26 protein-coding genes, 1 tRNA gene and 2 pseudogenes are annotated in these 22,748 nt (G+C 38.3%); 17 read left to right on the top strand and 12 right to left on the bottom strand.

The window, feature by feature from the left end; translation table 11 throughout:
• Positions 1-38 precede the first annotated feature (38 nt).
• Positions 39-212 (bottom strand): annotated as a pseudogene (locus tag MKP09_RS26340) (C40 family peptidase); the annotation flags it as partial.
• A 53-nt stretch (positions 213-265) separates the two neighbouring features.
• Entirely contained in the window at positions 266-712 is a 447-nt protein-coding gene (locus MKP09_RS26335) for an NlpC/P60 family protein (protein ID WP_262915428.1), read from the bottom strand.
• A gap of 72 nt (positions 713-784) precedes the next feature.
• Here MKP09_RS26335 and MKP09_RS15500 point away from each other — a divergent pair, with 72 nt between their 5' ends.
• From MKP09_RS15500 to MKP09_RS15480, 5 genes and pseudogenes are all read left to right on the top strand, one after another.
• Positions 785-1,825, top strand: coding sequence for a PKD domain-containing protein (locus MKP09_RS15500; RefSeq protein WP_240830887.1), 1,041 nt, complete (start codon positions 785-787; stop codon positions 1,823-1,825).
• A gap of 3 nt (positions 1,826-1,828) precedes the next feature.
• Positions 1,829-2,572, top strand: coding sequence for a Clp protease N-terminal domain-containing protein (locus MKP09_RS15495; RefSeq protein ID WP_240830886.1), 744 nt, complete (start codon positions 1,829-1,831; stop codon positions 2,570-2,572).
• The gene (locus MKP09_RS15490; protein WP_240830885.1) at positions 2,569-3,528 is read left to right on the top strand and encodes an AAA family ATPase; all 960 of its coding nucleotides are present in this window, start codon (positions 2,569-2,571) and stop codon (positions 3,526-3,528) included. The genes MKP09_RS15495 and MKP09_RS15490 overlap by 4 nt, the downstream gene beginning before the upstream one ends.
• 44 nt (positions 3,529-3,572) lie before the next feature.
• Positions 3,573-3,932 (top strand): annotated as a pseudogene (locus tag MKP09_RS15485) (AAA family ATPase); the annotation flags it as partial.
• Positions 3,933-3,944: 12 nt separating this feature from the next.
• Positions 3,945-4,226, top strand: coding sequence for a ClpB D2-like domain containing protein (locus MKP09_RS15480; protein ID WP_317235386.1), 282 nt, complete (start codon positions 3,945-3,947; stop codon positions 4,224-4,226).
• A gap of 70 nt (positions 4,227-4,296) precedes the next feature.
• Here MKP09_RS15480 and MKP09_RS26330 read toward each other — a convergent pair whose 3' ends face one another.
• On the bottom strand, positions 4,297-4,446 hold the full coding sequence (locus MKP09_RS26330) for a helix-turn-helix domain-containing protein (RefSeq protein WP_317235385.1): 150 nt from the start codon (positions 4,444-4,446) through the stop codon (positions 4,297-4,299).
• A complete protein-coding gene (locus tag MKP09_RS15475; RefSeq protein WP_262915427.1) occupies positions 4,437-5,189 on the bottom strand; it encodes an AraC family transcriptional regulator in 753 nt (250 codons plus the stop codon). Before MKP09_RS15475 ends, MKP09_RS26330 begins: the two co-directional genes overlap by 10 nt.
• A gap of 266 nt (positions 5,190-5,455) precedes the next feature.
• Here MKP09_RS15475 and MKP09_RS15470 point away from each other — a divergent pair, with 266 nt between their 5' ends.
• The 7 genes from MKP09_RS15470 to MKP09_RS15440 all read left to right on the top strand — a co-directional run bounded on the left by MKP09_RS15470 (position 5,456) and on the right by MKP09_RS15440 (position 9,870).
• Entirely contained in the window at positions 5,456-5,794 is a 339-nt protein-coding gene (locus tag MKP09_RS15470; RefSeq protein ID WP_240830884.1) for an alpha/beta hydrolase family protein, read from the top strand.
• 197 nt (positions 5,795-5,991) lie between these two features.
• Positions 5,992-6,540: an alpha/beta hydrolase family protein gene (locus MKP09_RS15465; protein WP_240830883.1), complete on the top strand. Its 549-nt coding sequence runs from the start codon at positions 5,992-5,994 to the stop codon at positions 6,538-6,540.
• Positions 6,541-6,945: 405 nt separating this feature from the next.
• On the top strand, positions 6,946-7,485 hold the full coding sequence (locus tag MKP09_RS15460; RefSeq protein ID WP_240830882.1) for a flavodoxin: 540 nt from the start codon (positions 6,946-6,948) through the stop codon (positions 7,483-7,485).
• An 11-nt stretch (positions 7,486-7,496) separates the two neighbouring features.
• Positions 7,497-8,102, top strand: a complete 606-nt coding sequence (locus MKP09_RS15455) for an alpha/beta hydrolase (RefSeq protein WP_240830881.1) — start codon at positions 7,497-7,499, stop codon at positions 8,100-8,102.
• A gap of 145 nt (positions 8,103-8,247) precedes the next feature.
• Entirely contained in the window at positions 8,248-8,505 is a 258-nt protein-coding gene (locus tag MKP09_RS15450; RefSeq protein WP_240830880.1) for an alpha/beta hydrolase, read from the top strand.
• Positions 8,506-8,654: 149 nt separating this feature from the next.
• The gene (locus MKP09_RS15445) at positions 8,655-9,113 is read left to right on the top strand and encodes a nuclear transport factor 2 family protein (RefSeq protein WP_240830879.1); all 459 of its coding nucleotides are present in this window, start codon (positions 8,655-8,657) and stop codon (positions 9,111-9,113) included.
• Positions 9,100-9,870 (top strand): carboxymuconolactone decarboxylase family protein, encoded by a 771-nt coding sequence (locus MKP09_RS15440; RefSeq protein ID WP_240830878.1) that lies wholly within the window; start codon positions 9,100-9,102, stop codon positions 9,868-9,870. The genes MKP09_RS15445 and MKP09_RS15440 overlap by 14 nt, the downstream gene beginning before the upstream one ends.
• A 735-nt stretch (positions 9,871-10,605) precedes the next feature.
• On the opposite strand, the gene MKP09_RS15430 is transcribed toward MKP09_RS15440, so the two are convergent.
• The 3 genes from MKP09_RS15430 to MKP09_RS15420 are packed head-to-tail and all read right to left on the bottom strand — an operon-like array spanning position 10,606 to position 12,979.
• On the bottom strand, positions 10,606-11,121 hold the full coding sequence (locus tag MKP09_RS15430; protein WP_240830877.1) for an alpha-L-rhamnosidase C-terminal domain-containing protein: 516 nt from the start codon (positions 11,119-11,121) through the stop codon (positions 10,606-10,608).
• A gap of 5 nt (positions 11,122-11,126) precedes the next feature.
• Positions 11,127-12,083 (bottom strand): alpha-L-rhamnosidase-related protein, encoded by a 957-nt coding sequence (locus MKP09_RS15425; protein WP_240830876.1) that lies wholly within the window; start codon positions 12,081-12,083, stop codon positions 11,127-11,129.
• Between the two features lie 50 nt (positions 12,084-12,133).
• A complete protein-coding gene (locus tag MKP09_RS15420) occupies positions 12,134-12,979 on the bottom strand; it encodes an alpha-L-rhamnosidase N-terminal domain-containing protein (protein ID WP_240830875.1) in 846 nt (281 codons plus the stop codon).
• 331 nt (positions 12,980-13,310) lie between these two features.
• On the opposite strand from MKP09_RS15420, the gene MKP09_RS15415 reads away from it, so the two are divergent.
• Positions 13,311-15,701 carry a hypothetical protein gene (locus MKP09_RS15415; RefSeq protein ID WP_240830874.1) on the top strand — a complete coding sequence of 797 codons (2,391 nt, stop codon included), beginning with the start codon at positions 13,311-13,313 and terminating at the stop codon, positions 15,699-15,701.
• Positions 15,702-15,982: 281 nt separating this feature from the next.
• On the opposite strand, the gene MKP09_RS15410 is transcribed toward MKP09_RS15415, so the two are convergent.
• A complete protein-coding gene (locus MKP09_RS15410) occupies positions 15,983-16,234 on the bottom strand; it encodes a hypothetical protein (protein WP_240830873.1) in 252 nt (83 codons plus the stop codon).
• A 126-nt stretch (positions 16,235-16,360) separates the two neighbouring features.
• Here MKP09_RS15410 and MKP09_RS15405 point away from each other — a divergent pair, with 126 nt between their 5' ends.
• Positions 16,361-17,494: a peroxiredoxin family protein gene (locus MKP09_RS15405; RefSeq protein WP_240830872.1), complete on the top strand. Its 1,134-nt coding sequence runs from the start codon at positions 16,361-16,363 to the stop codon at positions 17,492-17,494.
• 49 nt (positions 17,495-17,543) lie between these two features.
• Here MKP09_RS15405 and MKP09_RS15400 read toward each other — a convergent pair whose 3' ends face one another.
• From MKP09_RS15400 to MKP09_RS15390, 3 genes are read right to left on the bottom strand one after another with little or no spacing between them, the layout of a single operon-like run.
• Positions 17,544-18,293 carry a sialidase family protein gene (locus tag MKP09_RS15400; protein ID WP_240830871.1) on the bottom strand — a complete coding sequence of 250 codons (750 nt, stop codon included), beginning with the start codon at positions 18,291-18,293 and terminating at the stop codon, positions 17,544-17,546.
• Positions 18,294-18,316: 23 nt separating this feature from the next.
• Positions 18,317-18,712 carry a glycoside hydrolase gene (locus MKP09_RS15395; protein ID WP_240830870.1) on the bottom strand — a complete coding sequence of 132 codons (396 nt, stop codon included), beginning with the start codon at positions 18,710-18,712 and terminating at the stop codon, positions 18,317-18,319.
• Between the two features lie 33 nt (positions 18,713-18,745).
• Complete coding sequence (locus MKP09_RS15390) at positions 18,746-19,783, bottom strand: nucleoid-associated protein (RefSeq protein WP_240830869.1); 1,038 nt, start codon at positions 19,781-19,783, stop codon at positions 18,746-18,748.
• Positions 19,784-20,084: 301 nt separating this feature from the next.
• Here MKP09_RS15390 and lepA point away from each other — a divergent pair, with 301 nt between their 5' ends.
• From lepA to MKP09_RS15380, 3 genes are all read left to right on the top strand, one after another.
• Positions 20,085-21,806 (top strand): translation elongation factor 4, encoded by a 1,722-nt coding sequence (gene lepA / locus MKP09_RS15385; protein ID WP_317235358.1) that lies wholly within the window; start codon positions 20,085-20,087, stop codon positions 21,804-21,806.
• A 7-nt stretch (positions 21,807-21,813) separates the two neighbouring features.
• A complete protein-coding gene (locus MKP09_RS28670) occupies positions 21,814-21,882 on the top strand; it encodes a hypothetical protein (RefSeq protein ID WP_449587067.1) in 69 nt (22 codons plus the stop codon).
• A 120-nt stretch (positions 21,883-22,002) separates the two neighbouring features.
• Positions 22,003-22,088 (top strand) — tRNA-Leu (locus MKP09_RS15380).
• Between the two features lie 102 nt (positions 22,089-22,190).
• On the opposite strand, the gene MKP09_RS15375 is transcribed toward MKP09_RS15380, so the two are convergent.
• Positions 22,191-22,748 (bottom strand): hypothetical protein, encoded by a 558-nt coding sequence (locus tag MKP09_RS15375; protein ID WP_240830868.1) that lies wholly within the window; start codon positions 22,746-22,748, stop codon positions 22,191-22,193.

Here is a 22,748-nt window from a genome sequence, read left to right as displayed (position 1 = left end):
GTAGTCACTTATTAAAATTACATTTTAAAGTTCTTTGATTATTCTACACGAACGGATTTATTAACGATCAGTCTTCCTGCTCCAACGTATTTGGAAGACCAATATGGATCGTTAAGGCTGGCTATACTTACACCTTTTGAAGATGAGGAATTTACAAACATGTTGTTGTCAAGATACATACCAACATGCGAAACATAAGTGCCGGGAAGTGTTCTGAAAAAAACGAGATCGCCCTTGGCAAGTTCGGGGCGAACGGTAAAGCGTTCTACATTTTGTGTGAAAAATTGCTGAACGGATGTCTGGGAATTCTTATTTTATATACATCCGAAAATAACCGTTGAATAAATGCAGAACAGTCAATTCCGTTTTTGGTAGTGCCCGCCCATAAATAAGGTGTATAAAGCCATTCATCGATAAATGCATAAAGGTTCACGTCTGTTATTTTATCGGGCCTGGTTTTTAAAAAAGTAGCATATTTATTTTTCAGCCTTGTCTCATCTTTAGCGCTGACGGTCTTTTCTGGTGTGTTACTTTTTTCTTGCACAACCATTTCATCGGGGCTCTTGGTGATGTCGTTAACTACAGCCACATCGGGTGTGTTACCGTTGTCATAAATGAATTGGCTGTAATCTTTTTGGGGCGTCTTTTTTAATGCCGTGCAGCCAGCACTTAATAAAATGATCAGTGAGAAAAATATAGGTTTAACCAGCATGGCTTAAAATTACTAAACAAGATCAAAAGATAATAATTTCTTCAAAAAAGTTACTATGCAAAAAAGCAATATATGGCTTTTCGCCTGGATGATAATGTTACCATTACGTTTTTAGTTATTTGCATATTGGCATCTATGGCTTTTGTAGTGCGATATAAAAACTATGTACCCTGTAAAGAATTCGAAATAAAAACTTTAAACGATAAAATTCTTACCGGTGTACTTATAAGATTTGAAGCCAATGTTGCCGGATATAAAAATTTCGAATGGGATTTTGGAGATAACCAAGGTTCAAGTACGGAAGTGAATTCTGCTGTGCACTCCTATGACAGGCCAGGCGAATATGTTGTTACTTTAAAAGTAGATGACAGATGCATGGAAACCCGTACGATTTTTGTTCAACAAGCAGCTGAGATCGTTGATGTTTCGCAAATGCCTCAGGCCATTATACCAGAAGTTACAGAGGTTGGCAAGCCAACCAGTTTTACTGATACTACAGTTAACGCCAATGCTTGGGAATGGCGCTTTGGCGAGAATGAGAATGTTGATTCTTATGTTAAAAATCCCGTATACACATTCAGGCAGCCTGGATGGAAAACGATCACATTAACGGTTAACGGAAAGAATAACGCAGTGCTTGTTAAAAAGATTTTTGTAAATCCACCAAAGGAAGCGCCGCAGGTATTACAACCCAGGCCTGTTCCATCGCGGAAGCCTGTTAACCAAAGGCCTGAAACAGACCCGTTGGAAGAGCAACTAAATCCGGTACAGGAAAGTCAACCAGCGCCAGCGCCTGTTGTTAAGGCACCGGATATTTCAATAGCCGATTTCAGGAATATGTTATATGGCGTTGCCGATAAAAGAGTGAACGCCGGAAGTTTTGCCAAATACTTTTGTGATGGCAATCTCAATACTTTTACCAATATTAATGGTAAGCCTTCAACCTTTAATGAATTATGTGCGAAGCTGTCAAAGCTTAAAAAATCGGGCGATATTAAAAGTATGACAGTAACGCCCAGAAAGAATCAGGAGACCAATTGCATTTCTTCAGTTGATATTGTAATAAGAATAAAAACAGGTATATTTGGTTTGTCTAAAACCTCTGACTTTTAAACCATGCAACTATCAAAAACACTGGAAAAAGCAATGGCTATAGCCAAAGCAATTGCTAAAGAAAATTTACATGCGCAATACGCAGCACCTCACTTATTAAAAGCATTATTACATGACGATGTAGAATTGGATCCGCTCCTGGTAAAGGCTGACGTAGATATGTACTATCTCGCAGATTGGGCTGATGTTAGAATGGAAGCGTTACCTAAAAATACTACACCTAAAGATGACATGCCGCCGCATAGTGAAATTGCAACGATTCTTGATGATGCAGATAATATAAGGCTTAAAGTGAATGCTGATGAAGTGCAGCCTTTGCATGTTCTGGCTTCCATAAGTACACCCGGTATTGTTTTTTCTTTTGATCAGTTAAAAACCTTTCCTGTAAAAAGAGAAGATTTAATAGGACTGGCTGAAGTAGGAAGTGATGTTGCAGAGCTATTGGGAGATATACAAAACAACAATGGTGCTTCTGCCAAAAATAATGACATGGCTTCTAAAAAAGCCTTGCTAAAATATTGTATAGACAAGACAAAACTGGCGGTAGAAGAAAAACTTGATCCGATTATTGGCCGTGAGCAGGAAGTGCGTATGATGGCTGAAATACTTTGCCGCCGAAGCAAACCAAATGTAATTTTAACCGGCGAGCCTGGGGTAGGAAAAACTGCTTTGGTTGATGGCTTTGCACTGGCAATTGCAGCGGGCAAGGTTCCTGCTTTTTTAAAAATGCAAAGCTGTTCGAATTGAACAATGGTGCGATGGCTGCTGGGGCATCTTATAAAGGTGAAACAGAAGAGCGATTGAAATCTGTTATTACAGAAATAAAAGAATTTGATAAGGCTGTACTTTTTATAGATGAAATACATGTGTTGCTTGATAAGAACGGGCCTTTTGCTGGTGCTGCAAATTTGTTGAAGCCAGAACTGGCAAGAGGAACGATCACCATCATTGGCGCTACAACAATTGATGAATACAGAAAAAACATTGAACGGGATGAGGCGTTTGCGCGCCGCTTTGAAATATTGAATGTAGATGAACCTTCACCAACAGTGGCTTTTAGAATGATGAAAGTGGTAATGCCATTGTATGAACAGCATCATAAAATTGAAGTAAGCGATGATACCATTCATGAAGCAATCCGCCTGGCGAAAAGATATATTAAAGACAGGCGCTTGCCAGATGCAGCAATTGATCTGGCTGATCGGTCAATGGCGGCATTACGATTATTGACCGACACGGGATCGACTACGCTGGCTACTCAAAAGAGTGAATACCAAAAACTAAATGAACAGGAAGATACAGATATAGCAGAATATCAATGGCATTATCACCAATTAAAAAGTGGTATGAGTCCTATAGTATGGAGTTCGGTGCCGACGGCTGATGATCCTATGGAAATGAAAGAAACGGCCCAGGTGAAAGAATATATGGAAGTAGTTTACGAAGTATTGGAGCCTTTAGTTGAGGAAAGCCGGACGGAACTTCAGAAGCATGATGTTATATCGATCGTGGCTGATAAAACAGGTATTCCACTTGGGAAAATTCAGGCCCAGGAAAAAGAACGATTGCTGAATATAAAAGACATTTTATCACAGCGAGTTGTTGGACAGGATCATGCGGTAAAAGTGATCAGCGAATCAATTCTCGAATCGCGTTCAGGGCTTGGTAAGCCGGGACAACCAATTGGCTCTTTCTTTTTTTAGGGCCAACAGGAACAGGTAAGACAGAATTAGCTAAATCTTTAGCCGATTTTCTTTTTCAGGATGCAAGCAATATTATTCGCTTTGATATGAGCGAATTTAAAGAAGAACATTCCGCCGCATTGTTATATGGAGCGCCTCCCGGTTATGTAGGATATGAAGAAGGAGGATTACTCGTAAACAAAATAAGGCAGCAGCCATATGCAGTTGTTTTATTTGACGAAATAGAAAAAGCACATGCTTCGGTTTTTGATCTGTTCCTGCAAATATTGGATGAAGGTAAGCTGCACGATAAGCTGGGTAAAGAAGGTGACTTCTCTAATGCGCTTGTTATATTTACATCGAATATCGGTAGCAAGTATGTAGTGGATTCATTTAATAAAGGTGAAGTGCCAGACCATGCCCAATTGCTCACCACCATGTCCAATCATTTTAGGCCTGAGTTTTTAGGTCGCCTTACGGAGATTGTACCATTTGCTCCAATGACACAACAAATGGTAGAGCGTATTTTAGAAATAAATCTGAAAGATCTTTATGCGGCACTTGAAAAGCAGCAAATAACATTAACAATAACACCGGAGGCGAAAAGTAAAATAGCTGTGCTTGGCTTTACACCGGAATATGGCGCACGTCCTTTGCATGGAGCAATTCGTTCCCAGGTGCGCAGGCCATTATCAAAAAAATTATTGCAGGCGAATTAGCTCCGGGAAGTAATATTGTCCTGGATGTTGCGGATGGCGAGTTTGACTGGAAAGTTGGCGCTTAATCTGCTCAATTCAGGTTTCTGTATTCATTCGGTGATACTCCTACTTTATTTTTAAACAATCTTGTGAAATGCTGAGGATATTTAAACCCTAATTCAGAAGCAATTTCACTTATTGATTTATCAACATCAAAAATTCTTTCTTTAGCTACATCAATAACTTTTGATTGAATATATTCCTGTGCTGATTTTCCGGTTTCTTTTTTATAAGATCACCAAAATAATTGGCTGATAAATGTAATTCATCAGCAAAGTAAGTAACAGATGGTAATCCCCAATCCTGAGGTTTGTCAGAAGAAAAGTAGTTGTTTAACGCCTTTTCAAATTTTTCCAAAATGCCTTTATGCGCATTGTCTCTGGTTATGAATTGGCGGTCATAAAAACGAGTGCAATAGTTTAAGAAAAGCTCGATGTTGGATACAATTAATTGCTTACTGTGCTTGTCAATTGCATGCTTCAGCTCGTATTCAATTTTAGAAAAACAATCTAAAATAATTTTCCTTTCTTGTTCTGACAAGTGCAATGCTTCGTTTACTGCGTAAGAAAAGAAATGATAATCTTCCATTTTTCTGGCAAGTGAAGTGCCATGCAATAAATCCGAATGGAATACCAATGCTGTACCTTGCGGCTGATAATATTCATCACTGTGTTGGCCAATCACCTGTCCCGGAGCTAAAAATATCAGCGTTCCTTCTTCGTAATCATAATTGTTCAAACCATATCGAAGATCGCCGCAATGTATCTTCTTTAAAAAAATAGTATAAAACTCGTAACGTAAACGCCTGTTCTGTCGGGGATCAGCTTTTTCCAGGTGCACAACATTGACCAAAGGATGTCGTGTTTCGTTATTGTTGAAAGTGTTATACTCTTTTACGGTATTGAAGTTTATAATATTGTCCATTTCTTCAGTGTTTTAAATTGACAATACAAAACTACAGAATCAATCCCTCTACTGTACCCGATTTCCGGCAAATCAGTGATTTTGGTAGGTAATAAAGTATTTGATGTAAGTAACATCCTGAAATAAACAGCAACTTTGTGCTATTAAAAAATTATTGACGCAGGTTTCAACCGAAAGTATTCGCAGAAAATAATCTGCATAAATCAGCGTAGTATATCCGCGCAAATAGCAGGGAAAATTATTCCCACTTATGAAAAAATGAAAAAATGAAAAAACATAAAGTGAAATACTTTGGAATTTTAATCCCGACAATTATGATGTCACTGTCATTATTTGCTCAGTCAAAACTGAAACCATTAATAATTGAGCAGCAAGGCAGCTTTGCTGTTGGAGGGTCAAAAATATCAGAGCCGGGAAACTTTGATGTAGCCAATGCACTAAAGCCTCAAGGTCAAACTTTTCATGGCGACCATGCCTATGTGTTTTATCAAATTCCGTTGAAGTCTCGTAAGTATCCTTTGGTATTTTTGCACGGAGCAGGTCAATCTAAGAAAACATGGGAAAGCACACCCGACGGTAGACAAGGTTTTCAAAACATTTTTTAAGAAGAAATTTTAGCGTTTATCTGCTTGATCAACCCAGACGTGGCGATGCAGGAAAAAGTACCGTTGCAGCAACAATAACACCGATCCCTGACGAGCAATTCTGGTTCACACAATTCAGAATTGGTAATTATCCTAATTATTTTCCGGGTGTTCAATTTCCAAAAGACACTGCTTCTTTAGAACAGTTTTATAGACAAATGACTCCAAACACGGGAAGTTTTGACGGTAGTATTATTGCCGATGCTATATCGCAACTGTTCAATAAGATCGGAGAAGGCATTCTTGTTACGCACTCCCAAGGTGGTGGTCCTGGCTGGTTTACGGCCATCAAAAATGAAAAGGTTAAAGCTGTTGTCGCTTACGAACCTTACAGCAGTTTTCTTTTTCCTGAAGGGGAGTTGCCACAACCTATAAAATCCACCGGTCTTTTTGGAGCCCTGAAAGGCGTTGAAATTCCTTTGGCAGATTTTATGAAACTGACCAAAATGCCCATCATTATTTATTATGGAGACAATATTGCTAAAGAACCAACTAATGTCTGGAATAAAGATCATTGGCGATCGGGACTTGAAATGGCAAGGATTTGGGCGGCAGCCATCAATAAACACGGAGGCGATGCAACCGTCATACATCTTCCTGAAATTGGAATAAAAGGCAATACTCATTTTCCATTTTCTGATTTGAATAATAATGAAATAGCTAATCTATTAAGCAAATGGTTAAAAGAAAAAGGATTGGATAAGTAATATTGGTAATAAACTCCGTAATCTGTCTACCTGCAAGTCGTGCGCTTATGTTGAACTTTGTATAAGCAATTTCGACAAAATAACTAACCACATAGGGACATAGCATTTGCTACGCTTGAGGGTATATAGATTCCGCCAAAGGCGGATCATAGTATCCAAGTTATTAAATGATTATGTGTTTTTATGTTTCCTTTTTCATTCCTGATGTTTTATGTTCCTATGTGGTTAAAATGGGGAAATTATTTTGTTAATCGTACTGAGCAAAAACAACACAATGCAATTATTAAACAAAAATAAATTATGGCTATGTGCAACATTATTCATGCTTTGTTCCTATTCGCAGGCACAAAAACCTGCGCCACTAAACAAGGAATCTTTAAAAGATAAAAAATATTGATTGTTTATTTGTCCCGCACAAAAAACACTAAGGCTGTTGCAGAAATCATTCATCAAAAAGTGGGTGGCGATATGATTGCATTAGAATTGGTAACGCCTTATCCCGATCATTATCAGACAACAGTTGATCAGGTTGCCAAAGAAAACGCCAATGGTTTTTTACCAATATTAAAAACAAAAATAGATAGCATTCAAAAATATGATATTGTTTTTGTGGGGTTTCCAACATGGGGAATGCAACTCCCTCCGCCTATGAAAAGCTTTTTGAAGCAATATGACTTAAGTGGAAAAATAGTTGTGCCTTTTAACACCAATGGCGGTTATGGAATTGGCAGCAGCTTTGAAACAGTAAAACAATTATGTCCGAAAAGTAATATACCGGAAGGCTTCTCAACCAAAGGCGGTTTAGAGCGCGATGGAATTTTATTCGTGATGGAAGGCAAAAAGGAAAAACAGGTGCAAGCTGAAGTGCAAGCCTGGTTGAAAAAATCGGATTGCTTAATCAATAACAATTTAACATGCAAAAATATTTTAAAAATTATCTTTTAATCATTCTGTCTGTGTCTACAATTATCAACACATCAGCTCAAAATAAAATCAGTAATCCTTTTACGTTGGTTTATGAAGGAGCGATTACTCAAAATATTCCCGGCAAAATCAATATTCATCCTGTAAGTTATAAACTGAACGGTATTGATATTGCAGCTAATATTTACACGCCGGCAAATTATGATGCAACGAAAAAATATCCCGCAATTGTTATAGCTCATCCAAATGGTGGTATTAAAGAACAGACAGCCGGATTATATGCGCAACGCCTGGCAGAAGCGGGTTATATTACCATTGCTGCGGATGCCGCGTATCAGGGCGCAAGTGGCGGAGTACCACGTCATACTGATAAACCTGCTAATCGTATTGAAGATATCCATGGAATGGCCGATTTTATTTCTCAATATGCAGGTGTGAATGCAGGTCGGTTGGGCGTTTTGGGAATTTGCGGTGGCGGCGGTTATACTTTAAAAGCAGCTCAATCGGACAAAAGGTTTAAAGCAGTAGCCACTTTGAGCATGTTTAACTCAGGTGAAGTAAGGCGCAATGGTTTTCAGAATTCCGAATTAGCTACAATTCAGGATCGCTTAAAAAAGCGTCTGATGCTCGTGCTTTGAAACCGCAGGCGGTGAAATTATATATGCTGGCGTCGCTAATCCGACTGACGAAGAAATTGCCAAAATCAACACTGATCTCTATCGTGAAGGATATGTGTATTATTACAGAACTCATGCTCATCCAAATTCTACTTTTAAATATACCATGAGTAGCCTGCTTGACTTGATGACTTTTGATGCTGCTACAAATATGGATCTGATCAATCAGCCGTTATTGATGATTGCCGGAAGCAAGGCCGATACAAAATATATGACTGACGAAGCATTTAACAAAGCCACCAATACAAAAAACAAAGAACTTTTTCTTATTGAAGGAGCGACGCATATACAAACTTATTGGAAACCTGAATATGTGGATCAGGCAGTAAAAAAACTTACAGGCTTCTTCGGGGAAAATTTGTGAGAGAATATTTCCCGCAAATGAACGCAGATTCCAACCGCAGATATTTGAAGAAATGAAATTTGCGTAGATCAGCGAAAGTTATCAGCGTAGATCAGCGGGAGAAAATGTTCCCGCAGGTAATCACGGAAATCATAATAAAAAATAAACAAATGAAACAACTACTTTTCGGACTACTAATCATGTTAAGTTCACAATGGTTATTGGCTCAAAATGCTACAGACCAGGAAATCATTAATCTTTCTAAAGAAAAATGGCAGTGGATGGCAGATAAAAATACTGATAAGCTGAACAGCCTTTTTCACGAAAAATCTATGTTTGTTCACATGGGTGGATCCTGGGGAAAGAAACGAGAAATGGATGTAATTAAAAGCGGAGGCATCTGGTACAAGAAAGCAGACATTCATGAAGTAACTGTGAATATTATTGAGAATACTGCTATTCTTTTAAACAGGATTGATTTGTTAGCTGTAGTTGGCGGGAATGAAGTAACAAATCCTTTTATGGTTACAGAAGTTTATGTGAAAGAAAACGGAAGCTGGAAATTAGGATCGCTATCATTTAGTAAATTATTGGTGCGTTCTAATAATAATAACAATGAAAAGAAATAAACTATTTATAGGATTGGTTGTTGCATTAAGCTTCGTTTGTTTTGTGGTAACTGCTCAAAATAAACCAACATTGAATTCTAAAGAACAAAGCATGATCCGCATTGCAGCAGTTACAGCAAAAGGTGATTTATCAAAACTAAAAACAGAACTAAATGGAGGGCTGGATGCAGGTTTAACAATTAATCAAATCAAAGAGTCGCTTATTCATGTTTATGCTTATGCCGGGTTTCCCCGAAGTATCCGCGGGCTTCAAACTTTTATGACTGTGTTGGACGAGCGCAAAGCAAAAGGAATTAATGATGTAATGGGCACTGGAGCATCTATTATAAAAGACGAGCGCAGCAAATATGATAGAGGTAAAGCCATTTTAGATTCGCTTTTAGGTACTCCACAAAATGGCCCGAGAACCGGTTATTCAGCCTTTGCTCCGGAAATTGAAATTTTTCTTAAAGAACACCTTTTCGCTGATATTTTTGAACGTGATGTTTTGAATTATGCAGAACGTGAATTGGTGACGATATCAGTACTTAGTAGCATTGGTGGTGTGGAACCGATGTTACAATCGCATTTGAAAATATGCCTGAATGTAGGGGTGACGCCAACTCAACTACAACAGTTCGTGAATATTATCAGATCAACAATTGGTAAAAAAGAAGCAAAGGCTGCCAGGAAGGTTTTGAGCAAGGTTGATAAGGAAGTAGCAAGTAGGGAATACCAAGTGGGATGGACATTTCAAAGATCGAATATTGGGCATTGATTGTTGAACATTGATTTTGTTTATTATTCCAAGTTCAGACAATAGCGAAGAATATGTAGGATGATATATATTCTACAGCACAAGGGAGTGACACAAGGAAGATGATACATATTTATTGATGACTGAAAAAAATGTTTATGCTAAAAATAAGTTTTAAAAAAGCGTTTTAAGAATTTGTATTTCCTGCATTGCGATTGGAATATTATCGTGCAATAATGCGGAACAACACGCGGCAAATAACGAAGCAGTTTTTCCAAAAGGTGAAAAAATAACGAATAGCAATTTTACGGGAGCAGCTTATCTGCAATCGCTTATTGCAGCCGACAGCCTCAACCAGACATCAGTAGGAAACGTAACTTTCGAGCCTGGTGCAAGAAGTAATTGGCATTCGCATCCGGCGGGGCAAATCTTGTTAGTGATTGATGGTGTTGGCTATTACCAGGAAAAAGATCAGCGCAAAAAATACTTCGCAAAGGAGATGTTATTAAATGTCCTCCAAATGTTCCGCATTGGCACGGCGCAAGTTTAGATACAGCTTTTGTTCAGGTGGCTATAACTGGCAGAGAAAAAGGAGAAACGGTTTGGTTGGAGGTTGTAACGGATGAAGTATATAATTCAAAATAAGCAACCAGCTTTCCTTATTTTTTAGATCGTTATTTTAAGGGTATTTATATGGCTAAATCAATAAAATGATCCCACATTAAAAATATTAGTATGATAAAGAATTGATTATTCTCATTCATTGATGACAAGTTCAGTCTTTTGTTTATTGAGTTCATACTCTTTCCCTTCCCATTTTAAAACCGCTGATGTATTCGCTGGCAGATCAATAGAGATTTTCCATTTTCCATTTGTAAGGGTGTAAGCAACATTAACTTTTCCGTTTGGATGTGGTATTTCACCACTTGCTTTTTTCAGTTCACCTAAGTGTGGTTCTATTTTTATTTTTTTGAATCCGGGCGCATCGCTATCAATTCCAAGAACCGTTCTGAAGAATTCAATATTAGGACTGCTTCCCCACGCATGACAGTCTGATCTTGTAGTAGACAGGTCAGATATTTCGGCCCAGGTTGTAAGTCCTGTTTTTATATTGTTGTGCCACACATCTAACCAGTTCAGGTAATCATTTCCTTTGCCGCCTTTTGCTAATGCCATGTGTAAATAATACTTGAAGTAAATGGTGCATTGAGTGAGCGATTTATCCTTCAATAAATTAGCACAAACAGTTGAGAGGTCTTTTTGGTCTACCAAGCCTGTTAATATAGCCAGGGCATTGGCATGTTGTGAAAAATGTGTTTTATCTTCTGTGTCGGCAAATAATTTTTTTCTGCATCCCAGTATTTTCTTTTGATCGTTGCTTCAAGCTGTCTTATTTTTTGAAGATATGTATCGGCATAATATTTTACACCCAGTTGAGACTCCATTTGCATTGCCCATTGATAAGCCCATAGTAATTGCATATCAATAATTGAAGAGCTTCCATCTTTACCTTTCGGCGGAGAACCGACAAACCAGTCTTTTCCATCAGCCCAATCAACAAAGGTCCAGTAAGGCGTGTTCGACAATGATCCGTCCTTATTTTGATACTTTGTAAAGAAGTCTAATATGGCCCTGGTTCCTGAAAGTTTTTCTTTAATAAAATTTTCGTCATTACGATAATACCAGTAATCGTGCAACATGCCGATATACCATAACGAAAAAGTAGAAATTATTTGAGTGCTATGTGTGGGATAGCGGCTTAATGTAATGCCTTCCGGCAAGCGTGAATGATCCATCAGATCAAGTGCATGCCGCGCCAATCGGTCATCTCCACTATAATAATATGAAACCATCGCCTGGATTCTGGTGTCACCGATATATTGTAATTGCTCATAATAAGGACAATCAGTATAGGTATCATAAGCATTTAGGCGACAGGTGCGCCAGCCAATGTCTAATATTTTTTGAAGATCAGGATTGCCACCATTAAAAACAGCTGCTTGTTTAAACGGATATCCGGTAAACATTCCATACACATCTTCGATCACTAAAGGTTCTGATTGTGTATGCACCAATAAACGAATATAACGATAGGTACGAAAGTTAAGCGTTGTAAATGTTTGCTGATTCGAGCCGTTGGAGACCAGGCTATCTCTTCTGCCCGAAAAATCTTTGCCTTCAACATCATTTCTATTGCCCTTGCGCATACCATATTTTGCGATGTTATCATACAATGATTCTGCATAGCTTACAGAAATGCCAGCATTTTTTCCTCTACTGAAAACTAACGTGAAATATGCATTCGTAAGGTAAGACTGATCAAGTAGTAAAACAGCGGTTGTATTAGCCGGGATGATTTGAGGTTTTTATGTGCTGGAAAGTCTTTAACAGGACTGATGCCTTCTGCGCTCCTTAATAGTGGGATTCTTTCATAAGTCATTTCCCGCGCTGGAAGCGGCGATGGAACAAGCATCCATCCGAATCCGTCAGACATGCCTTTAAGTTTGCCTTCAAAAAGATTAGCTGCTGCTTTCCAGTTAGTATCGTCAAAGTTGCTGCTTGTCCATGTGCCGATTGTTTTGTTCATATCAACCAGCTGCCCCTTACTTGCAGCAAAGTAAAACTCTGGTATGGGGAGATAAGCCTCGTCTTTAAAGCATTTCCAGGTTTTATCAGTATTCAATATTTCTTCTGTTTTCGTATTGCCCTGTAGTATGAAAGCCGTTCTCAATGTTATCTGTGCTTCTGGCCTGTGCTGCGCTTCATTGAATACCATCGCCGCAATTATATTTTTTCCTTTTTGAAGATAGGGTGACAGGTCAATCGTCTCGTAATACCAATATCTAAGGTCTCCTCTTATTGGTCCAACTGAAATTAATGAATCGTTGATGAATAATTTATATCGATTGTCTGCAGATAAATGTATAATAAACGAGCCAGGCTTTTCATTAAGATTGAATTCTTTCCGAAAGTAATAAACGCCGTAGTTGGAGCCGTCATCGTTAGCTGATGCTATCCAATGGGCATTCCAATGACTAGGATTCTTTATTTGACCAGCTTCCTGGGAATGGACTGCGCCCGCAAACAGTGAAAAAGCTATTATTAAAAAAAGGCTGATCGTTACTTTCATAAATATATTATTGAGTCAATATTGTTGTGACTGCTTATTTTAAATGCACGTTATGGCTCGCATTACAAACTAATCTATTGTAATACAGAGTATCTGTTATGTATGTAGTAACTTTTACTTCGTACAACCGCTACTTTAGTTTAGTTAAAAATTATGAGCAATAAAGAAGCGATGATTAAAAGCTACTTTTCTTATCTTCAATAACCTTTTTCGTTATAAAAATGCGCTTCAAATAAATTATTCATAAAATTGCGATAAATATTTACAAACATTTTGTTGTAAGGCAATACAATTTTAATTTTCGTGTTTCTGCGAAATGAATCATAAACAGATGAAATACAGAACTTTCATGATCCGTTATTTATTAGCTACTTCTTTCTTGGTTTTTGTGTATGGTGCAAGCACAGCACAGGACATGACTGCAAAGCTTGAAAATTATGCAACTGCATATAGCCCGGAGCGGGCCTATCTTCACTATGATAAGTCATCTTATTCGGCAGGTGAAACAATTTGGTTTAAAGCTTACTTACTTAATGAAATTACGGCTGCAATTGAAAGCAAAAACTTTTATGTTGATTGGATAGATGACAAAGGAAGGATACTAAAACATACCGTTGCACCGCTGGTGCAGGGCTTAACTAACGGACAGTTTGATATACCTGCAGATTATAAAGGAAGATATATTGCAGTAAGAGCCTATACTGGCTGGATGCTTAATTTTGATTCGTCCTTCATTTATAAAAAAGCCATCAATATTCTTAATAAGGATTCTTTAAAAGCACCGCAAAAGATCGTCGTAAAACCTGTGTTGGAGTTTTTCCCAGAGAGCGGTGACTTAGTTGCTAAATTTCCAAACAAAGTTGCTTTTAAGGCAACTGATCAATGGGGCCGGCCTGTAAAAATCAAGGGTGCTGTTTTTGGAAGTAACGGAAAAGTGATTGACAGTCTGCGTGTGCAGCACGACGGAATGGGTTTCGTTTTACTGAATCCAGAACCTGGCGCTACTTTTTCAGCAAAATGGAAAGATGAACAAGATAACGAGCACACCACTACACTGCCTGCTGTTAAAACGAGCGGGGCAAATCTTCAGGTTAAGGTTGAGCCTGGTAAGAGGGCGTTTCGTGTAAGCCTTTCGTCTGATCTGGCAACTGCATCAGATAGTGTATATTTAATGGGTAGCATGTTTCAGCATCCGGTCTTTACCATTGCAAAATCAACAAAGGACGAAATTGTGGGAATTGTTCCTACAACCAATCTGCCTTACGGGGTGCTAACTATAACCTTGTTCGATAAAAGCTGGAAGCCACTTGCAGAACGAATCACTTACATTGACAATAATGCGCCTTATATTTTTAAGCCTGAAATGGAAGTGCAACGCTGGGGTTTAAGCTATCGTGCCAGAGATGAGGTTAAAATTACAGTACCTGAAAATATGGCTTCGTCATTATCTGTATCTGTTACAGATCTAAGTATCGACTCTGATAGTTCGGATAATATTTTATCCACGTTAATGTTAACCAGCGAACTGAAGGGCAAGGTGCATAATGCGGCTTATTATTTTACAAATCCTTCCGACGCAAAGCAGCAACAGCTGGATCTGGTAATGCTGACGAATGGTTGGCGAAGAATAAACTGGCAGCAAATTGCAGTTGGGAATTTGCCCAAAATAAACTATCCGAAAGACACCTCTTATTTGTCGCTGTCTGGAACGGTACAAGGTCTGATGCCGGGGTCTCTTGGCGATGCATCTGCTGCGATGATGATCGTTACACAAAAAGATCAGCAAAATAAAATGCTATTGGTTCCTATTGAGCGCAATGGTTCGTTTAATGATCCTTCTACAATTATTTTCGATACAGCTCAGATATATTATCAGTTCCAGGATAAAAACCTTAAAGGAGCTTCCATATTATTTCAGCCTAATAAATTGCGTACGCCGCAAGTAGGAAAAGCATATAACAACCTGCTTTGGCCTGATACCACCGGCGCCTGGAGACATTTGATGTTAGCGGGAGAGCTGAATGATAATATTCAAAAATCGAAATATAAAGAATTAGAGGCTGTTACGGTTAAAGCAAAAGCCAAACCGCTTATTGACCAAATGGATGAAAAATATTCATCAGGTTTATTTAGTGGTGGCGATGCAATAAAGTTTGATGTAGTGAACGACAAGTTTGCAAATGTCGGGGATATCTTCACCTATCTTCAAGGTAAAGTAGCGGGTTTGCAAATTAATGGCCAGGGCAGCAATGCATCGTTAAGCTGGCGTGGTGGCAGTCCACAACTTTATGTAGATGAGGTCCCTTCTGACATTAGTATGATATCGTCTATAAATATAACCGATGTGGCGTTCATTAAAGCTTTTCGTCCGCCATTTATGGGCGGCTTTAATGGCGGTAACGGAGCTATCGCAATTTATACCCGCCGTGGTGATGATGTAAAGCGAGATCCTGATTCTGGCATACCTAGTGGTAAAATAGAAGGATATACAAATATTCGTGAGTTTTATTCTCCCAAATATTTAACAGCAGAACCTGCGCCAGGTGGGGACAGAGACGTAAGGACTACATTATATTGGAACCCTAACTTAACGATTGACCCCCGTACAAAACAAGTAGTTATATCTTTTTATAATAATGATGTAACTGATGCTTTCAGGGTAATCATTGAAGGGATGACAGCAGATGGTAAACTCGCTCATCTTGAAGAAAAAATGGAATAGGTTGTTGATTGAACCAAAAAATACCCGGCACAAATATGCCGGGTATTTTTTATATAAGTTTCTCAATTTAAGGTAACAATTCTACGCCATCTATAACAATGGCTTCTGCATTGATGCCCAGATTTACAGAGCCGGAGTAATCATAATTATACGGTGAATATGATTCAGAAATATTGGAGATCAATGCTTTTTTAGGAGGGTTTCTTTTTTCGCTTCTTTACCGTAGGTATCTGTCAGGGTAATTGAAATATCGTATGTGGCTTTCTTATCTTTAATAGCCATTAATAAATCCTTATCGAGCTTAACTGGTGTAGCTGAATAGTAGATATATTTTTTTGCGGGTATAAGCTGTCTATTTCAGACACTTCTCTGTTGAGGCTGTAACTGGCGGCAGCCAAAGCGGTTTTTATAGTTTTTCCGTTGTGCGTAAAACTCATTTCAATATTATAGCGCTTTTCGTTTTGCGCTGATACGGTAGAAACCCAAAGGGTTAGCATTAGCATAAAGCTGCTGAGGGCGATCTGTTTTTTCATCGTTTTGTTTTTGTGTGTTTTTTGCGGTTATTTAATCCAACCGGGAGCGGGTAATTGCGAAATTATATTTTTCCATTTAAATGTGAGCAATCTGTTTAACTTTGATACTTCACTTATTATTTGTATATGAAGAGAATTTTGTTATACCTATGTGTTTGCCTGCCCCTGGCGGTATTGGGCCAAACAAAAAATGCGGCTATTAACGGTAGTTTGAAAAATATTAGCGCAAATATTCCCAATATTTATTTTACATACCGTAGTGGTGATGAAATGATTCGTGATAGTGTAAAAGTTGCTGATAATAGTTATGTAATTAACATCGAGGAAGAGATGCCTTTAATGATCACGCTTTTATCGGTTGATCCGCAGGGAGAAATAAGGCCGGTAAAGAAGGATGTAGCGCAGGTTTACTTACAGGCGGGTACCAATACAATTATTTCAACCGATTCTTTCTCAAACGTTCAAGTGAAAGAGTCGAAAGCTCATGCAGAATATGTAAAGCTTAAAACCGCGTCAGAGTTTTTTAATAATCAGATGCGGGAACTGGGAAGTAAGTACCCCGCTTTAAAAGCTAATAATGACACGGCCGGGATAAAAAAACTGGAAGCAGATTATGAAGCGCTTAATAATAAAATGCAGGAAGATGTGTATGGCGCTTATGTAAAACAAAATAATCATTCACCAATCGCATTGTATGCATTAAGCCAATATGCAGGTTATGATATTGACCCCGTAAAAATTGAACCATTATTTAATGCTTTGCCGGCAACTGCAAAAGAGAGTGGAGCTGGAAAACGTTTTGCTAAAAAGTTGGCGATTGCTAAGGCAACAGCAATCGGTGCCATGGCTCCAGAATTTTCTCAGGCTGATACAACAGGAAAGCAAGTGTCGCTTGCATCATTTAAGGGTAAATATGTGTTAGTAGATTTTTGGGCAAGCTGGTGTGGCCCTTGCCGTGCTGAGAATCCTAATGTTGTAGCGGCATTTAATAAATACAAAAACAAGAATTTTACTGTATTAGGTGTTTCGCTGGATGATGCGGAAGATGATGGTAAAGTTAGTTGGTTGAAGGCTATTGCTAAGGATCAGCTAACATGGACGCAGGTTTCAGATCTTAAAGGATGGCAAAATTCTGTTGCCCAGCAATATGGCATTCAGGCAATACCTCAGAATTTACTGCTTGATCCAACCGGTAAAATTATTGCCAAAAATGTTCGTGGTGAAGAACTGCATCAAAAGCTTGAAGAATTGATAAAATAAAGCCGGTGAAAGCCTGCATAAAAAACGGAATATTGCATTCCGTTTTTTATTACCATTTGATGACGTGAAATGCAATTGTTCTGTAGTCATCTTTTTCATAAAGCACACCAATGCTTCGTTTTTCAACTTTTACAATATCAGAATATGCAGCAACATCACCTTTTTTGTTGGCCGAGTAAATGGGAATACTTTTATTCCAGGTTTTCCCATCGTCATAACTAATTCTCAATGTTAAATGATTTCTTTGGATAGTATCAGCACCATTACAAAACGCAAGTATATTTTTGTCTTTGTATATTCCTATTGTGAGTAAAGAACCCTGGCAAACAGGATCCGGAAGTTGGGTGTCAAAGTGCTGCTGCCGCCAATTAACACCTCCGTCATTACTGATGGCAATATAACGTGCTTTAATATGTCCTTGCTGATTACGCAGGTTTAGCATCAGCCTGCCACCACTTAGTTCAGCAGCCATATTCTCATTCCCGCCTTCCAGATCCACATTTTCGCTGATCTTAAAAGTTTTACCATGATCGTCTGTATAAAAGCCGTGCGCTCTATAATCTTTGAAGTGTGGTTTCGGTGCACCTTCCGAATGATTGGCCGCAATATAGATTCGCCCTTTGTATTTACCTGAAGTGAACTGCATAGCATGGCCTGGTGTGTTAGCGTAACTTCGCCAATCTTCTTTAAAATTATACGCTGCATTAAATTCTGGCTGATTAGGGCGATGAACTTGTGTTGTAATATTAATACCCTCACTCCAGCTTTTGCCACCGTCAGTGGAAGTTGTGTACCACACTTCTCTTACACCATGACCTTTTCTTACTTCGCCTTCGTGATTATTACCCGTGTTATAAAAAGAAAAATCCGCCCATTGGGATAGGCGGGATCGGTAAGATCCACAACTGGCGCTGGATTGCCGGCTTGTAACTCTTTTGCATCCACTGCTACTTGCAAGGCATACCAGCTTTTGCCATTGTCGGAACTACTACGCATCACGATATCAATATTACCAAAGTCGCCTGCATTATTCACTCGTCCCTCTGCGAAAGCTAACAGTGATCCGTCTTTAAGAGATATAATGGCAGGAATTCTAAAACTTTTATATCCATCTTTTCCTGAAGCAAAAACAGTTGTAGGTTCTTGTGCCAGCAATGTACCCACAAGAGTGGTATAAAAGAGGGCAATGAAAGAAACACTTTTGAATGTAATACTCATAAGCTTCATTGTTTGTTTTACGGATATTGTAAATCAACTTTCCGTATTAAAATACAATTTATAAAATCTACCTTTATCGTCTTCACCATGTTCTATCCGGCTTCTATCGCCGTGGATATAGATGTGGAAATTTTTGTCAAGCTTTATAATGCTTTTGTAGCTTCGGTTCTGGCGTTTTACTGCCGCTGGCGAAATGGAAAAATTATCTGCAATTTCAAGATCGCGTTCATTAGCATATTCTTGTTTAAACCGGCCAAAACTGTCGATATATTCTTTATGATGTAACACTTCTTCATTAAAGCTTTCCTGATCGAAATGTTGCTTTTCCTTAAAGAAACTTAATGTTCTGTTCAACAGATCGGCCTGATCTGCCTTGGTAACATTATATTCTTCCGGCAGCTGCTTTACAACATAATTCTTGTATAAAGCCATGGTATTATCTGTATTGTAATACTGATCCTGTCTTTGCCGGATGTGTAAAAATTCGTCTGTCCAATAACGAGCTTCCGCCGATTTGTTGGTATTGTCCACAACTGAAACAACGTAGCCCTGCTCTCTCTCTTTGTTATAAATGATACAGCCTTTATCTAATTTATTAATATTGATACCTTCTTCGCTTTCGATATCAAATGCATCTTCCTGTAATAAAATCTTTAAAAAAGTTTCTTTGTTTTCCGATTTAAAAAGACCAACGGCATCAAGTGTTTCACCATCCAGAATGCAATCTTTAAAATAGACTACGTAAAATTCGCCACCTTTAATGTTGGGATGAGTGCTTTGATTATAGAGGTGTTGCGCCAGATGTTTTGATTGAGTAAGTGTTTGTTCCGGTTTATCAAAAATGGCGGAAATATAGGTGTATACTTCGTTTAAAGCCAGATCGCTGTCATGGAATAATTGAAAATATTCCTCCGATTTGAAAGGCTTTATAAAATAGGCGGCTAACAAATCCTTCACTTCCGGATCAATGGCCAGTTCCTTTTTTGATAGTGTTAAATACTCTTCCTCTGATTGATTTCCAACCTTATGTACACAAATATGGGTAATAGATGCCCCTTCGAAATACTGCATGGATGCTGCGTTTAATAAGTGTGTAAAGTAAATGTAAAATTGTTAAGGATTTTAAATAACAGTGTGTAAGATTTTTATGCTGAACCCGAAGGGGTTCAATAATAATAACCGGATACGCAGTTTCCGGAAAACCGATAGCTTAGTTTAGGAAAGATGATAATTGTACTGAAGATGAAGTGATTGCGACGCAATTTCGATGCCATTTGTACTGAAGCTGGTATTAAAAAAGCCAATTCGTACATCGCACTTCTTACATCGTAATTTATTGTACCTTTGCACGCCCAAAAGCGGGTTTTAGAAAATGAAGAATATTAGGAATTTTTGCATCATTGCGCATATCGACCACGGTAAAAGTACCTTGGCCGACAGGCTTTTGCAGTCTACAAATACCATAAGCGATCGTGACATGATGGATCAGGTGCTGGACGATATGGACCTGGAGCGAGAGAAAGGTATTACGATTAAAAGCCATGCGATCCAAATTAATTACAAGTCAAAGGCGGGGGATGACTATACATTAAATCTGATTGACACGCCTGGCCACGTAGATTTTAGTTACGAAGTTAGCCGTGCGCTAGCCGCCTGCGAAGGTGCGCTGTTGCTGGTTGATGCAACGCAGGGTATTCAGGCACAAACCATCAGCAATTTGTATCTGGCAATTGAAAATAATCTGGAAATCATTCCCGTTATCAACAAAATTGATATGGATGGGGCGATGATAGAAGAAGTGAAAGATCAGATCATTGAGTTGATAGGTTGCAAGTCTGAAGAAATTTTATTGGCGAGCGGAAGAACCGGATTAGGTATTGAAGAAGTATTGGAAGCAATTGTAGAAAGAATTCCATCGCCTAAAGGCGACGAAAGCGCACCATTACAGGCTTTGATTTTTGATAGTGTTTTCAATAGTTTCAGAGGAATTATAGTTTATTATAGAATTTTAAACGGTGCGATTAAGAAAGGAGATAAAGTAAAATTTGTAAGTACCGGGCAAGAATATGAAGCAGACGAGATCGGCATTTTAAAGTTGAAAATGACCGAGAAGAAAGAGATAAAAGCGGGTGATGTTGGTTATATTATTACGGGTATTAAAAATGCTAAGGAGGTGAAAGTGGGTGATACCATTACACTGGCAAATAATCCCAATCCCACGCTGATAAAGGGTTTTGAAGAAGTAAAGCCAATGGTATTTGCAGGTATTTATCCGGTAAATACAGATGAGTTTGAAGAACTGCGCGACTGTATGGACAAGTTACAGTTAAATGATGCTTCTTTAACCTTTGAGCTTGAAACCTCTCAGGCGCTGGGTTTTGGTTTCCGTTGCGGATTTTTAGGAATGCTGCATATGGAAATTATCCAGGAACGCCTGGAACGTGAGTTTAACCAAACTGTTATTACTACCGTTCCCAACGTGAGTTTTATAGGCCACACTACGAAGGGTGAGAAAATAATTGTAAATAATCCTTCTGAATTTCCCGATCCCGTAAAAACAGATAGGATAGAAGAGCCATTTATCAAAGCGCAAATTATTACCAAGCCTGAATATATTGGTAATATCATGACCTTGTGTTTGGGTAAACGTGGTATATTGGTAAACCAAAGTTATTTAACTACAACCCGCGTGGAGCTTGTGTTTGAGATGCCATTGACGGAAATCGTATTTGATTTTTATGATAAGTTGAAATCGCAAACGCGTGGGTATGCATCTTTCGATTATCACCCGATGGGTTACCGCGATAGTGATATTGCAAAAATGGATATACTGCTTAATAACGAAAAAGTGGATGCGTTAAGTGCATTAATACATCGTAGCCGTGCTCATGAATTTGGTCGTAAGCTTTGCGAAAAGCTAAAAGAATTATTACCACGTCAACAGTTCCAGATTGCTATTCAGGCTGCTATTGGCGCTAAGATAGTGGCGCGCGAAAATATTTCTGCGATGCGTAAAGACGTTACAGCAAAATGTTATGGTGGTGATATTAGCCGTAAACGTAAGTTATTAGAAAAGCAGAAAGAAAGAAGGTAAAAAACGTATGCGCCAAATAGGCAATGTTGAAGTTCCTCAGGAAGCGTTTTTAGCGGTGTTGAAACTTGATGATTAGAGGATGAAAAGGTTAATATAATTGAATATTGTAAAACAATTTTTCGACCAATTTCAACAATATTCAAAGGTTCTTTACCTAACTTCGCAAGCCTCTAGTTCTTACATATATTGAATAAAAGCCCGGGTGGCGAAATTGGTAGACGCACTACCTTGAGGTGGTAGCGCTGTTAACACGGCGTGCTGGTTCGAATCCAGTCTCGGGCACTAAAATGGAGAAATCAAATTAACTGGTTTCTCCATTTTTGCTTTCACAATCATATTTTTATTGGCATCAATCAAAATAATAAAAATCAACCCAATCCGCATTTATTCATTCAGTAATCTATGCATAAAATCTTCAAGTACTTTTTTATTATTTGCAGTTAAATCGGCAATCGATTTTACTTTCATTGATTTTTTAACTTGGCTATCTTCCACTCCTTCCAATAAAATTTCGCCGTTTTTTTCTTGTGAGATTTTAATACCGAAACCTGCATTTCCTTTTTCATCATATTCTAGTGAACTTAAATAATCATGCTTCGAAAATGGAAAAAACGTTCCTTGATTGAGTTCAGTAAAATGATCAAAATTTCCTGACTTTCCGACATCTATAAATTTATTCATTACAGCATCTAATGAGTTTATCATAATGGGAAATATAGAAAATATCTGAAAACTCAAATCGTTTGTATCAACACCTTCTAATTCCATTTCGGGGTTTCGCGTAATTGAAAAAGTGTTTACCTGGTTATTTTTAAGGTAATAATGCGTACTGGAATTAGGTGATTTTTCTTTCACTTCTGAAACTGCTACTTTAGTTTTGATCCATTTTTCATTTTCATACAAACTTGCCGTGATTATGCTGTCTTTCGGAAAAATCTTCAC

This window comes from Paraniabella ginsengisoli (assembly GCF_022513635.1).
In the GTDB taxonomy this organism is placed as follows: domain Bacteria; phylum Bacteroidota; class Bacteroidia; order Chitinophagales; family Chitinophagaceae; genus Niabella; species Niabella ginsengisoli.
The sequence above is the reverse complement of the archived record's forward strand: the minus strand, read 5'-3'. Positions and strand labels throughout refer to the sequence as shown.

Bases quoted from the DNA above. Each gene is read 5' to 3' on its own strand.
- MKP09_RS26335 (WP_262915428.1), bottom strand. From the start codon at position 712: ATGCTGGTTAAACCTATATTTTTCTCACTGATCATTTTATTAAGTGCT.
- MKP09_RS15500 (WP_240830887.1), top strand. From the start codon at position 785: ATGGCTTTTCGCCTGGATGATAATGTTACCATTACGTTTTTAGTTATT.
- MKP09_RS15495 (WP_240830886.1), top strand. From the start codon at position 1,829: ATGCAACTATCAAAAACACTGGAAAAAGCAATGGCTATAGCCAAAGCA.
- MKP09_RS15480 (WP_317235386.1), top strand. From the start codon at position 3,945: ATGTCCAATCATTTTAGGCCTGAGTTTTTAGGTCGCCTTACGGAGATT.
- MKP09_RS15475 (WP_262915427.1), bottom strand. From the start codon at position 5,189: ATGGACAATATTATAAACTTCAATACCGTAAAAGAGTATAACACTTTC.
- MKP09_RS15470 (WP_240830884.1), top strand. From the start codon at position 5,456: ATGAAAAAACATAAAGTGAAATACTTTGGAATTTTAATCCCGACAATT.
- MKP09_RS15465 (WP_240830883.1), top strand. From the start codon at position 5,992: ATGACTCCAAACACGGGAAGTTTTGACGGTAGTATTATTGCCGATGCT.
- MKP09_RS15450 (WP_240830880.1), top strand. From the start codon at position 8,248: ATGAGTAGCCTGCTTGACTTGATGACTTTTGATGCTGCTACAAATATG.
- MKP09_RS15445 (WP_240830879.1), top strand. From the start codon at position 8,655: ATGAAACAACTACTTTTCGGACTACTAATCATGTTAAGTTCACAATGG.
- MKP09_RS15440 (WP_240830878.1), top strand. From the start codon at position 9,100: ATGAAAAGAAATAAACTATTTATAGGATTGGTTGTTGCATTAAGCTTC.
- MKP09_RS15420 (WP_240830875.1), bottom strand. From the start codon at position 12,979: ATGAAAGTAACGATCAGCCTTTTTTTAATAATAGCTTTTTCACTGTTT.
- MKP09_RS15415 (WP_240830874.1), top strand. From the start codon at position 13,311: ATGAAATACAGAACTTTCATGATCCGTTATTTATTAGCTACTTCTTTC.
- MKP09_RS15410 (WP_240830873.1), bottom strand. From the start codon at position 16,234: ATGAAAAAACAGATCGCCCTCAGCAGCTTTATGCTAATGCTAACCCTT.
- MKP09_RS15405 (WP_240830872.1), top strand. From the start codon at position 16,361: ATGAAGAGAATTTTGTTATACCTATGTGTTTGCCTGCCCCTGGCGGTA.
- MKP09_RS15395 (WP_240830870.1), bottom strand. From the start codon at position 18,712: ATGAGTATTACATTCAAAAGTGTTTCTTTCATTGCCCTCTTTTATACC.
- MKP09_RS15390 (WP_240830869.1), bottom strand. From the start codon at position 19,783: ATGCAGTATTTCGAAGGGGCATCTATTACCCATATTTGTGTACATAAG.
- lepA (WP_317235358.1), top strand. From the start codon at position 20,085: ATGAAGAATATTAGGAATTTTTGCATCATTGCGCATATCGACCACGGT.